This window comes from Frankia torreyi (assembly GCF_000948395.1).
In the GTDB taxonomy this organism is placed as follows: Bacteria; Actinomycetota; Actinomycetes; order Frankiales; family Frankiaceae; genus Frankia; species Frankia torreyi.
Window position 1 is genome coordinate 1 of sequence record NZ_JYFN01000102.1, and the last position, 13472, is coordinate 13472.

Consider the following 13472-nt stretch of genomic DNA (forward strand, 5'->3'; position numbering starts at 1 on the left):
GCCAGATGCACCGCCACCAACGACGACGAACACGCCGTATCCACCGTGATCGCCGGCCCCTCCAACCCAAACGTGTACGCCACCCGCCCCGACGCGACGCTCGTGGTGTTGCCGGTGGACAGATGCCCCTCCAGGCCCGGGTCGGGCCGGCCCGCGACCGACGCGTAGTCCTGGGCGATCACCCCGGCGAACACGCCGGTCCGGCTGCCGCCCAGCCGGGTCGGATCGATCCCGGCGCCTTCGAACGCCTCCCACGCGGTCTCGAGCAGCAGCCGCTGCTGCGGGTCGGTCGCGGTCGCCTCCCGCGGGCTGAGGCCGAAGAAGGCGGCGTCGAACTCATCGGCGTCGTAGAGGAAGCCACCGCGCATGACGTAGGTCCGCCCGGCCGCGTCCGGATCGGGGTCGTAGAGCCGCTCGAGGTCCCAGCCACGGTTGTCCGGGAAGTCCCCCGTCGCGTCCCGGCCCTCGGTGACGAGCCGCCACAGGTCCTCGGCGGAGCGCACCCCGCCGGGGAACCGGCAGCTCGCCGAGACGATCGCGATCGGCTCGTCGGCGAGCGCGGCGGTGCGAACCGCCCCGGCCGTCGACGCCTCCCGCAGCTCGCCCGTCTGATCGGCGTCGGCGTCGGCGTCAGCACCGAGCAGACGGGACCGGAGGAACCCGGCGATCCCGGCCGCCGTCGGATAGTCGAACAGCAGAGTCGCGGGCAGCCGCAGGCCGGTCACGACGCCCAGCCGGTTACGCAGTTCGACCGCGGTCAGGGAGTCGAAGCCGAGCGTGTTGAGCGGCCGGTCGGCGTCGAGGAGGTCCGCGCCGGCGTGGCCGAGCACCGTCGCGATCTGGCCGAGCACGAGATCGAGCAGGGTACGGCGGCGGTCGTTGCCGTTCATCCGCCGCAGCCGGTCGGCCAGCGGCTCGGCGGTGCGATCGCCGACGCCGGCACCGGCCGCGGCGCGCCGGGTGCCGCGGCGCACCAGATCACGAAGGATCCCCGGCAGCCGGCCATCCTCGGCCTGGGCGCGCAGGGCGGCCTGGTCGAAGCCGATCGGAACCAGGACGGGCCCACCGTCGACGAGGGCGGTGTCCACCGCCGCGAGGCCGTCCGCCTCGGACAGCGGGACGAGCCCCGCGCGGCGGATCCGGCTCAGCTCCTCCGGCGTCAGCCGCGCCGTCATCCCGGCGGTGGGCTCCCACGGCCCCCAGACCAGGCAGACGGCGGGCAGGCCCTGCACGTGCCGGTCCGCGGCCAGCGCGTCCAGGTAGGCGTTCGCGGCCGCGTAGTTCGCCTGGCCCGGGTTGCCCACGGTGGCGGCCGCCGAGGAGAAGAGCACGAAGGCCGCGAGATCGAGCGACGCGGTCAGTTCGTGCAGGTGCCAGGCGGCGTCGGCCTTGGGCCGCAGCACCCCGTCGAGCCGCGGCGCGCTCTGCCCGTCGAGCGGAGCGTCGTTCACGGCTCCCGCGGTGTGGACGACGGCGGTCAAGGGGTGGTCCTCGGGCACGTCCGCCAGCAGGTCCGCGAGCGCCGTCCGATCACCGACGTCGCAGGCCGCGATGGTGACGTCCACGCCGAGCTCACCGAGTTCGGCGCGCAGCCGTCCGGCCTGCGCCGAGGCGGGACCCGACCGGCTCGCGAGCAGCAGGTGGCGGACGCCGTGCTCGGTCGCCAGTCGGCGGGCGACGAGAGCCCCCAGACCTCCGGTCCCCCCGGTGATCAGAACGGTCCCCTCGGGGTCGAGGCCGACGGGCAGGGTGAGGACGACCTTGCCGACATGACGGGCCTGGCTGAGATACCGGAACGCCTCCGGGGCCCGCCGGACGTCCCACGCGGTCACCGGGAGGGGGTGCAGCGTGCCGTCCTCGAACAGGCGGACCAGCTCGAGGAGCATCTGCCGGATCCGGTCGGGAGCCACGGCGTTGAGGTCGTAGGCCTGGTAGGTGAGCCCCGGATGGTCGGTGGCCACCTGTTCGGCGTCGCGGATGTCGGTCTTGCCCATCTCGAGGAAGCGGCCGCCAGGAGCCACCAGCCGCAGCGAGGCGTCGACGAAGTCGCCCGCCAGCGAATCCAGGACGACGTCGACGCCTCGCCCGTCGGTGGCGGCGCGGATCCGCTCCTCGAAGGCGAGGGAACGCGAGGACGAGATCTGGTGCTCCGCCCGCCCTTCGGCCCGAAGTGTGTCCCACTTACCGGGGCTGGCGGTCGCGTGGATCTCCGCGCCCAGGTGGGCGGCCAGCCGGCTGGCCGCCATCCCGACGCCCCCGGCCGCGGCATGGATGAGCACGCTCTCCCCGGCCCGCAGCCGGGCCAGGTCGACGAGTCCGTGATAGGCGGTCATGAACGCGATCGGGGTCGCCGCGCCCTGAGCGAAGGACCAGCCGGCGGGCAGGCGGACCAGATGACGGTGGTCGGCCACCGCCACCGGGGCGATCGCGCCCGCGAGCAGGCCCATGACCCGGTCGCCGGGGGAGAGGCCGGTGACGTCCGGTGCGACCTCGACGACGATGCCGGCGCCCTCGCTGCCGAAGGCGGCGGTTCCCGGGTACATGCCCAGCGCCAGCAGCACATCGCGGAAGTTCAGCCCGGCGGCCCGCACCGCGACCCGGACCTGGCCGGCGGCGAGCGGGGTGTCGACGTCCGGAGCCGGGACCAGCGCCAGGTTCTCCAGCGTGCCGGGCTCGGTGACGTCCAGGCGCCAGGTGGACGACGGGCCGGGAGGGCGCAGCCGGTCCTCGCCCTCGGAGCGCACGAGGCGAGGCGTCCAGAGGTCACCGGCGCGCACGGCGACCTCCGGCTCCCCGGACGCCACCACCGCCGGCAGCATCGGGACCGACTCCCGCGCCGAGTCCAGGTCGGCCAGCACGATGCGGTCCGGGAACTCCGCCTGGGCGGTCCGGACGAGACCCCACAGGGCAGCCTGCGCCCGGGCGTCGACGCGGTCGCCGGGGCGGGCGGCGACCGCGCCGCGGGTGAGCACCACCAGGGAGGAGGCCACGGTCGCGTCGTCGGCGACCCAGGCGCGCAGCAGATCCAGCAGCGCGCCGGTAAGGCGTCGGACCGCGCTCGGATCGTCCTGCGGGCCGCCCGCCGGGAACGAGGGGGCCACGACGACGACCGCGGGCATCGGGCCGCCGTCGAGCGAGGCGCGCAGAGCCGGCAGGTCGGCATGGACGGCCGCGGTGACCCCGGCGCGGTCGAGGCCGCGGCGCAGCTCCGGGTCGTCCGGGCCGAGCACCGCCCAGCCGCCGGTCGCGGGCGGAAGCTGCCCGCCAGAGCCTGGTGCCGCCGGCGGTGAGGCCACCCACGTCACCTCGTGGAGCACCGTGGGGCGCGCCGGAGCCGCGGCCGACAGACTCCCCCGGGCGACCGATCGGAGTACAAGCCGCTCGACGGTGGCCACCGGCGCGCCGGTGGGGTCAGCGACGTCGATCGCCACCGCGCCGTCGTCGATCACCCGCAACCGCACGTGGACCTCGGCGGCTCCGGTCGCGTGCAGCCGCACGCCTGACCAGGTGAACGGGATCCGGACCGCGGCGTCCGCCGGCGACTGGCCGACCGCCTCGAAGGCGAGCGGATGCAGCGCGGCGTCGAGCAGGGCGGGGTGCAGGGCGAACCCCGCCGGGTCGGTTCCCTCGGGCAGTCGCAGCGTCGCGTACAGGTCCCCGTCGTGCCGCCAGAGGGCACGCACCGCCTGGAACGCCGGCCCGTAATCGTAGCCGGCCTCGGCCAGACGCTCGTACAAGCTCGCGGCGTCGAGTGCGGTCGCCTCCTCGGGCGGCCGGGTGACGTCGGGACGGGTGACGTCGGGACGGGCGGGGGCGACCGGCCCGGGTCCGCCCTCCCCGGGGGCGAGGGTCCCCTCGGCGTGGCGGGTCCAGGCCGAGGGGGCCGGCAGGGACTCGCCGATTCCGGCGGCCTCGGCCGCGCCAGAGTCGCCCTCGCGGGGGCGGGAGTGGATCCGCACGGCCCGACGCCCGGAGTCGTCCGGCCATCCGACGGTGACCTGCAGATCGAAGATCCCCCGCGCGGGCAGGGCCAGCGGGGCGGCCAGGACGAGCTCCTCGACGCCGCCGGCACCGACCCGCTCGCCCGCCCCGATCGCGAGGTCGAGGAAGGCCGTGCCGGGCAGCACCACCGTGCCGGCGACCGTGTGGTCGGCCAGCCAGGGATGGGACGACGTCGAGACCCGACCGGTGAGGACGGTGGCGACCCCGTCGTCCTCGGCGAGCCCGACCGCCGTGGTGGCGATGGGATGTCCCGTCGAGAGCAGGCCGAGCGCGCCGGCGTCGAGCGGGCCCGACGGTTCGTCGATCCAGTAACGCCGGTGCTCGAAGGCATAGGTGGGCAGGTCGACCCGCCGACCCCGGCCGGCGAACACCGTGCGCCAGTCCGGGCCGAGGCCGTGCACGTGCAGCCGGGTGAGCGCGGCCAGCAGGGTCGGCACCTCGCCGCTTCCCGCTCGGGCCACCGCGGTCGCTACGACCGCCACCTGCGGGTCGATCCCGGCCAGACCATCGGCGACCATGCCGGTGAGCGCGGCGTCGGGGCCGATCTCCAGGTAGCCGGTCACGCCCGCCGCGTGCAACGCGCGCAGGCCGGCGGCGAACCGGACCGGCCGGCGGACGTGCTCCGCCCAGTACTGCGGGGTGCCCATCAGCCCGGCGCTCGCGCTCTCACCGGTGACATTGGAGATCATCGGGATCTGCGGCGGGTGAAAGGACACCTCGCGCAGCGCGACCGCGAAATCGGCGAGCATTCCGTCCATGTGCGGCGAGTGGAACGCGTGGCTGACCTTCAGCCGCTTCCCCCGGCGACCGCGGGCTCGCCAGCCGGCGGCGATCCGCTCCACCGCGTCAAGATCACCGGAGATGACCGTGGACGTGGGGCCGTTGACCGCCGCGACGGCGACGCGCTCCCCCTCGTCCCGCAGCAACGCGACGGTTTCCTCCTCGGAGGCCTCCAGCGCGACCATCCCGCCATCGCCGCGCAGCCCCTGCATGAGCCGGCCCCGCGCGGCCACCAGGGCGCAGGCGTCGGGCAGCGACAGGATGCCGGCGACGTGAGCGGCGGCCACCTCCCCGATGGAGTGTCCGATCAGGTAGTCCGGCCGCACGTCCCAGGACCGCAGCAGCCGGTACACCGCGACCTCGAACGCGAAGATGGCCGCCTGGGCGTGATCGGTCCGGTTCAGCAGGACCGTGTCCCCGCCCCGCGGCGGCGGGTCGTCGGTGAACATGACCTCCAGCAGCGGTCGGTCGAGCCGCGGGTCGAGTTCGGCGCGCACGGCGTCCAGCGCGGCGGCGAAGGCGGGAAACGCGGCGTACAACGCGCGGCCCATCCCGGGACGTTGGCTTCCCTGCCCGGTGAACAGGAAGGCCGTCGCGCCGGCCACGGCCACGTGGCCACGGTCGACCCCGGAGGCCTCTCGCCCGTCGGCGACGGCGAGCAGACCGGCCAGGTAGCCGTCCCGGTCGCCGGCCACGACACCGGCGCGGTGTGCCAGGACGCCGCGGGTGGCGGCCAGCGAGGCGCCGATGTCCAGGTCGGACGGCGACGGCTCGGCGACGAGACGGTCGTGCAGTCGCCGGGCCTGGGCCCGCAGGGCACCCTCGGTGACGGCGGACAGAATCCACGGCAGAGCCAGGTCCCCCACCGGGGCGGCTGCCGGCTCCCGGTGGTCGGCGAGGGTGGCGGCCGGGGCGACGGCGACCTCGCCCGGGACAGCGGCCTCGCCCGGGACAGCGGCCGGTTCCGGGACGGCGACCGGTTCCGGGACGGCGACCGCCGGCTCTTCCAGGATGAGATGCGCGTTGGTCCCGCTGATACCGAAGGAGGACACCCCTGCCCGTCGAGGAGCGTCACCCGCAGCCCAGGCGGTCGGCTCGCGCAGCAGCGAGACCGCGCCGGCGTTCCAGTCCACGTGCGGCGAGGGTTGGTCGACGTGCAGGGTGCGGGGCAGGCGCGCGTGCCGCATCGCCAGGACCATCTTGATGACGCTGGCCACGCCGGCCGCAGCCTGGGTGTGACCGATGTTGGACTTGACCGATCCCAGCCACAGTGGCCGGTCGGGGTCGCGGCCCTGGCCGTACGTGGCGAGCAGCGCCCGGGCCTCGATCGGGTCCCCGAGCGACGTGCCGGTCCCGTGCGCGTCGACGGCGTCGATCTCGGCGGTGGTGAGCTGGGCGTTGGCCAACGCCTGGCGGATCACCCGCTCCTGGGAGGGGCCGTTGGGCGCGGTGAGCCCGTTGCTGGCGCCGTCGGAGTTGACGGCGCTACCGCGGATCACGGCGAGGACCTGATGGCCGTTCCTGGTCGCGTCGGACAGCCGCTCCAGGAGTAGCAGGCCGCCGCCCTCGGCGAAGTTCGTGCCGTCGGCCGCCGCCGCGAAGGCCTTGCATCGCCCGTCGGGGGCGAGTCCGCGCTGCCGGCTGAACTCGACGAAGACCCCGGGTGAGGACAGCACCGTCGCGCCGCCCGCCACCGCGAGGGAGCATTCCCCGGCCCGCAGTGCCCGGGCCGCGAGATGAATCGCCACGAGCGAGGCGGAGCAGGCCGTGTCTACGGAGATCGCGGGCCCCTCGAGGCCGAACGAGTAGGCGACCCGTCCCGACGCCACGCTCGGGGTGTTTCCGGTGAGCAGATAGCCCTCGTAGGCGCGGGGGGCGTCCCGCAGCCGGGGCGCGTACTCCTGCGCGATCACGCCGGCGAACACGCCGGTGTCGCTGCCCCGCAGCGACCCCGGCGCCAGGCCGGCCCGTTCGAACAGCTCCCAGGTGAGCTCGAGCAGCAGGCGGTGCTGGGGGTCGGTGGCAGCGGCCTCCCGGGGGTTGATGCCGAACAACGCGGCATCGAATCCGGCCGCGTCGTCGAGGAAACCCCCGTGGCGGACATAGGACGTGCGGGAGTGGTCCGGATCCAGGTCGTGCAATGTGGCGGTGTCCCAGCCGCGGTCGGTGGGGAATTCCGCGATCGCGTCCCGCCCCTCGTCGACCAGCCGCCACAGGGCCTCGGGCGAGTCGACCGCGCCAGGGAAGCGGCAGGCCATCGACACGATCGCGATGGGCTCGCTGTCCCGGGCCTCGGCCGCGCTCAGTCGCCCCCGGGCGTGAGCGAGGTCCATGGTGACCCGCTTGAGGTACTCGCGGAGCTTCTGCTCGTTGGCCATGGGACGCCGATACCTCCGGTAGCTGCGCTCGGTTGATGCCGAACTGGGCTGGGCTGCGAGACGGAGACGCAGGGGAAACGGATTTCGTCTTTCGGAACCCGGACGCGGGGTGTGGACTATGCGGGTCGTGGACTAGGGCGAGCGGAAGCGTCAGAGGTTGTCGATGAAGTCGAAGATCTCGTCGTCGGTCGCCGAACTGAGACCCTCCAGCCGCGGTGCTCCCTCAGCGGCCCCGCCCAGGTCGCGGGTCCTGGCCAGGTCGCGGATCCTGGCCAGCAGCGCCTCGACGCGGTTTTCGAGTACCGCCACGTCCCCGTGGCCGGCGGGCAGCGCCTCACACGACCGCTGCAACCGGTCCAGGTCCGCCAGTACCGAGGACGTGGTCTGCGCGGTGCCGGCGTCCGGTGCCACCAGCTCGTCGAAGAGGTAGGAGACGAGCTGCTCGGGAGTCGGATGGTCGAACACCAGCGTCGCCGGCAGGGTCAGACCGGTCGCGGCGCCCAACCGGTTGCGTAGCTCCACCGCCGTCAGCGAGTCGAATCCGAGGTCGCGGAAGGCGCCGTCGGCCGGGATCGCCCGCGGGTTCGGATGACCCAGCGCGACAGCCGCGTGGGTCTGGACGAGGGTGAGCAGCAGGGGGCGCCGACCGGACTCCGGCGCGGCGTCCAACCGCTGCTGCCAGGACAGCTCCACGTCACCGTCCGTTGCCCGACGGTTCGGCACGCGCACCAGGTCACGCAGCAGGGCGGGCAGATCGCCGGTGGCCGCCGCCTCCCGCAGGGCAGCGGAGTCGAGGCGGGNCGGNACGACCACCCCCCNGGTCGCCCCGAGTGCCGCGTCGAACAGCGCGAGACCTTCGCCGGTGGACAGGGCGGCGAGCCCGCTGCGGCCCAGCCTGGTCAGGGCGGCGGAGTCCAGATGCCCGGTCATGGCGCTGGCCTGCGACCACAGGCCCCAGGCCATCGAGGTGGCGGGCAGGCCGCGGGCGTGGCGGTCGTGCGCGAGGGCGTCGAGGAAGGCGTTGGCCGCGGCGTAGTTCGCCTGACCGGCGGGGCCCAGGGTGCCGGCGACCGAGGAGAACAGCACGAAGGCGGCCAGATCGACGTCCTGCGTCAGTTCGTGCAGGTTCCAGGCCGCGTCGATCTTGGGGCGCAGCACCGCGTCGAGCCGTTGCGGCGTCAGGGACTGCAGCAGGCCGTCGTCGAGGACACCCGCGGCGTGGACCACCGCGGTCAGGGGTCGGTCGTCCGGGATCTCCCCGAGCACCCCGGCCAGGGCGTCGCGGTCGGCGGCGTCGCAGGCCTTCAGGTCCACCGTGGCGCCGGCGGCCGTCAGCTCGGCGAGCAGCTCGGCGGCTCCCGGTGCGCCGTGCCCCCGGCGGCTGAGCAGGATCAGATGCCGGATCCCGTGCTCGACGACGAGATGGCGGGCGAGCGCACCCCCCAGGATCCCGGTGCCCCCGGTGATCAGGACGCTGCCGGCAGGGTCGAGCGGGCGGGGGACCGTCAGGACGACCTTGCCGGTGTGCCGGGCCTGGCCGAGATAGCGGAACGCCTCCGTCGCCCGGCGGATGTCCCAGGCGGCGACCGGCAGGGCGCTGATCTCCCGCCGCCGGAACATCGGCAGCAGCGCGTTCATCATCCGACCGACATGCTCGGGTCCCTGGTCGGTCACGTCGTAGGAGCGGTAGCTCACTCCCGGATGCGCCGCGGCCACGGCGGCAGGGTCGCGGATGTCGGTCTTGCCCATCTCGACGAAGCGGCCGCCCGGACTGAGCAGGCGTAGCGAGGCGTCCACGAACGGACCCGCCAACGAGTTGAGGACGACGTCCACCCCACGCCCGCCGGAGGCCGCCCGGAACCTCTCCTCGAAGTCGAGGTCGCGCGACGAGGCGATGTGGTCGGAGCCCAGCCCGAGCGAACGCAGCACGTTCCACTTGCCGGGGCTGGCCGTCCCGAGCACCGTCACACCCCAGTGCCTGGCCAGCTGAAGCGCCGCCATCCCGACGCCGCCGGTCGCGGCGTGCAGGAGCAGCGTCTCGCCCGCGCCGACCGCGGCGATCTCGGCCAGCCCGTAGTAGGCGGTCAGGAACACGACCGGGATCGCGGCGGCCTCGGCGAAGCTCATCCCGGGCGGCATGGGCCACAGCGTCCGGTGATCGGCGATCCCCACCGGTCCGGCGCCGCTGGACATCAGGCCCATCACGCGGTCCCCGGGGGCGAACGTGGTCACCTCCGGCCCGACCTCGAGCACCACGCCGGCGGCCTCGCCGCCGGGCGGCCGGGTGTCCCCGCTGACCAGGTCGAGCGCGAGGACCACCTCGCGGAAGTTCAGGCCGGCGGCCCGGATCGCGATCCGCACCTCGCCGGCGGCCAACGCGACGGAGGCCGCCTCCCCCGGGGCCAGCGCGAGACTGTCGAGCGATCCCTTCCCGGTCAGGACCAGATGCCAGTCGGCCGTCCGCTCCGGCGGGACGAGCATGTCGTCGCCGGCGTCGAGTCGGGTCAGCCGCGGCGTGTGGAGCTGCCCGCCGCGCAGCGCGCCCTGGGGCTCACCCTGGGACTCGCCCTGCTCGAGCGCGTCGACGACGGCAGCCCGCGAGGCGTCGCTCGCGTCGAGGTCGAGCAGACCGAAGCGGTCCGGGTGCTCCGACTGGGCGGTCCGGACCAGCCCCCAGACCGACGCGGCGGCGAGGTCCGCGACGCGCTCCCCCGCGTGGACCGCGACCGCGCCCCGGGTGACCAGAAGCAGGCGCGCAGCGGCGAAGGCCTCCTGCGCCAACCACGAGGTCAGCAGCCGCAGAGCGTCGTGCGTGGCCGTGCGGGCCGCGTCCGCAACGCTCCCGGCCCGCGCCGGCCAGGACACGACCACGGTCTTGACCCGGGCCCCGGCCGCCACGGACTCTCGCAGCGCGTCCAGGTCCGCGACGCGCTCGACCTGCGCCCCGCGGTCGGCGGCGGCCGCGGCGAGGCCCCACGGGTCGTCGCCGACCAGCGCCAGCGCGGCCGGCGGGGCCGTGCTGGCCCCCCGCTCGTCCGCGGGGCGCTCGACGGGACGCCAGTCCACGCCGAGCAGCGACGGCGGCGCCCCCGTACGGAACGCGGCGAGCTGCGCGTCGTCCATCGGGCGCACGGCGAGCGTGCCCACCGTGGCGAGCGGCTGACCGGAGACGTCGGTGAGCAGGAGCGTCACCGAGGCTGGACCGGTCGCCGTGGCGCGGACCCGGGCCTGCGTCCCGCCCTGCGCGTGCAGCGCGACCCTGCTCCAGGAGAACGGGACGAGCAACGCGTCCGGCGCAATCGGCGGGAGCGCCAGGGTCGCGGCATGCAGCGCTGCGTCCAGCAGCGCGGGGTGCAGGCCGAACGTCCCCGCCGGCTGGTCCTCGGGCAGGCGGACGTCGGCGAACACGTCCGCGCCGCGCCGCCAGGCCGCGCGCAGGCCGCGGAAGTTCGGACCGTAGTCGTACCCTCGCGCGGCCAGGGAGTCGTAGTGCGCGTCGATGTCGATCAGCTCGGCCCCCGCCGGCGGCCAGGCCTCCGGCGGATCCTCGGCCAGGCCCGGGGTCGCCTCGGATGGCCCTCCCGCGGGCACCTGCGTGGTGGGCGCGTCCACGGTGGACAGCTCCGCCCTGGCATGCAGGGTCCAGTCCGTCTCGTCGGTCGCGTCGGCCGGGCGCGAGTACACCGTCGTCCTCCACCCGCCGGCGTCGTTCGCGGGTTGGATCACCACCTGCATCTGCACCTCGCCGTCGTCGGGCAGGACGACCGGCGCCTCCAGCAACAGCTCGTCGACGAACCGCCCCCCGAGCGGGCGACCGGCCGTGAGGACGAGGTCGACGAGGGCGGCGCCGGGCAGCACGACCATGTCCCGCAGGACGTGGTCCGCCAGCCAGGGATGGTTCGCCAGGTTCAGCCGGCCGGTGAGGATCGTCGTCCCGCCTTCGGCCGGGCGCACCTCGGCGGCGAGCAGGGGGTGGTTGGCGGGGTCGAGTCCGGCGGCGGCGAGATCGGAGCCGCGGCCGTCGGGAGCCAGCCAGTACCGTTCCCGCTCGAACGCGTAGGTCGGCAGGTCCACCACCTGCCCGTCCGCGCCGGCGAACAGTGATTCCCAGCCCGACCTCGACCCGCCGATCCGCAGCGCGGCCACGGCCGCGGCCACCGCATGCCGCTCCGACGTCCCCGGACGCATCGTCGCCAGCAACACCGGCTCGCCACCGCCCACCGAGCCCTCGGACGACCCATGCGCCGACACCGACACCGACACCGGGGCCGGGGTCGGGGTCGGTTCTTCCGCGGCCAGGCAGTCACCGGCCATCCCCGTCAACGTCCGGTTCGGACCGATCTCCACAAACACCTCGACACCAGCATCCCGCAACACCCGAATCCCGTCCGCGAACCGCACCGGACGACGAACATGCCCCACCCAGTAATCCGCCCCGAGAACCTCACCATCAACAACCCGCCCCGACACGTTCGACACCAGCGGAATCGACGGAACCCGAAACGTCAGACCCTCCACCACCCGCCGGAAATCATCAAGCATCCCCTCCATATGATGCGAATGAAAAGCATGACTCACCCGCAGCAACGACGTCCGACGACCCTGCCCCCGCACCACCTCCCCCACCCAGGCAACAGCATCCGCATCACCCGCCACCACCACCGACGCCGGCCCGTTCACCGCCGCCACCGACACCCGCCCCGCCACCGCCGGCTCCGCCAGCACCCCCGCGACCTCATCCTCCCCCGCCGCCACCGCCAGCATCGCCCCACCCGCCGGCAGCTCCTGCATCAACCGGCCCCGCGCCGCCACCAGCACACACGCATCCACCAGCCCGAAAACCCCCGCCACATACGCCGCCGCCACCTCACCAATCGAATGCCCCACCACGAAGTCAGGCACCACACCCGACGACTCCAACAACCGGAACAGCGCCACCTCCAACGCGAACAACGCCGGCTGCGTGTACCGCGTCGTATCCAGAAGACCAGCCTCCACCGACCCCTCCGCCGCGAACATCACCTCCCGAAGCGGACGATCCAGAAACCCATCGAAACCAGCACACACCTCATCCAGAGCAGCCGCGAACACCGGCGAAGAAAAATACAACTCCCGCCCCATACCCACCCGCTGACTACCCTGACCAGCAAACAGAAAAGCCAACCGACCCGCCGACCGCACCCCACCCCGCACCACCAACGGCGAACTCCCCCCCGCCGCCACCACCCGCAACCCCGCACGCAACTCCTCCACCCCCTCCGCGACCACCACCACCCGACGCTCCAACAACGACCGCGTCGCCACCAGAGAAAACCCCACATCCACCAGCGACACCCCACCCCCAGCCACCAACGAATCCAGAACCACCGCCTGCCCCCGCAACCCCGACTCCGACCGCGCCGACACCACAAAAGGCAACACCCCACCCCAACCCCGCACCCCGGACACAGAAACACCCGAATCCACACCACCAGCCACCACACCACCAGAAACAGCCGCGCCACCGGAAACGGCAACGCCATCAGCCTCAGCAATGGCATCAGACGGAGCGGCGCCATCCGACACGGTGGCACTGTTCGACAAAGCGATACCGCTCGACCCGGCCGCAGTGTTCGCCGCGGCGGCGCTACTCGACACTGCGGTACTCGACACTGCGGTACTCGACACGGTGGTACTCGACACGGTGGAATTCAAGCTGGTGGAATTCGACCCGGCGGCACCGTTCGGTGTCGTGCGGTCGAGGACGGGGGGTTCCTCCAGGATGACGTGGGCGTTGGTGCCACTGATCCCGAACGACGACACCGCGGCCCGACGCGGACCCGACCCCTCCCAGGGAACCGACCGGGTGACCAGCCTGACCGCNCCGGCCGACCAGTCGACCTCCGGCGTCGGCTCATCCACGTGCAGCGTCGGCGGCACCTCACGGTGACGCATCGCCATCACCATCTTGATGATTCCCGCGACGCCCGCCGCNGCCNGNGTNTGGCCGATGTTCGACTTCACCGATCCCAGCAGCAACGGCCGATCCACCGGACGGCCCTGACCATAGGTCGCCAGCAACGCCTGCGCCTCGATCGGATCACCCAACCGGGTACCCGTCCCATGCGCCTCCACCACATCCACATCACCCACACCCAGACCCGCACTCCCCAACGCCGCCCGGATCACCCGCTGCTGCGACGGACCGTTCGGCGCCGTCAATCCGTTACTGGCACCGTCGGAGTTCACCGCCGACCCCCGCACCACCGCCAACACCCGATGGCCATGACGACGCGCGTCCGACAACCGCTCCAACAGCAGCATCCCCGCACC

The 13472-nt window shown here is 73.8% G+C and carries 2 protein-coding genes and 4 pseudogenes; all 6 read right to left on the minus strand.

Annotated features, from left to right (window positions below; translation table 11 throughout):
• The coding region (locus FF36_RS39600; protein ID WP_044888618.1) for a type I polyketide synthase at positions 1-7160 on the minus strand (7160 nt) is incomplete at its 3' end.
• 150 nt (positions 7161-7310) lie between these two features.
• Positions 7311-7889 (minus strand): phosphopantetheine-binding protein, encoded by a 579-nt coding sequence (locus FF36_RS39605; RefSeq protein WP_339325627.1) that lies wholly within the window; start codon positions 7887-7889, stop codon positions 7311-7313.
• A gap of 90 nt (positions 7890-7979) precedes the next feature.
• Positions 7980-12842 (minus strand): annotated as a pseudogene (locus FF36_RS39610) (SDR family NAD(P)-dependent oxidoreductase); the annotation flags it as partial.
• 54 nt (positions 12843-12896) lie between these two features.
• A pseudogene (locus FF36_RS41335) lies at positions 12897-13022 on the minus strand (ketoacyl-synthetase C-terminal extension domain-containing protein); the annotation flags it as partial.
• Between the two features lies 1 nt (position 13023).
• Positions 13024-13133: pseudogene (locus FF36_RS39620) on the minus strand (hypothetical protein); the annotation flags it as partial.
• 10 nt (positions 13134-13143) lie between these two features.
• Positions 13144-13472: pseudogene (locus FF36_RS39625) on the minus strand (polyketide synthase); the annotation flags it as partial.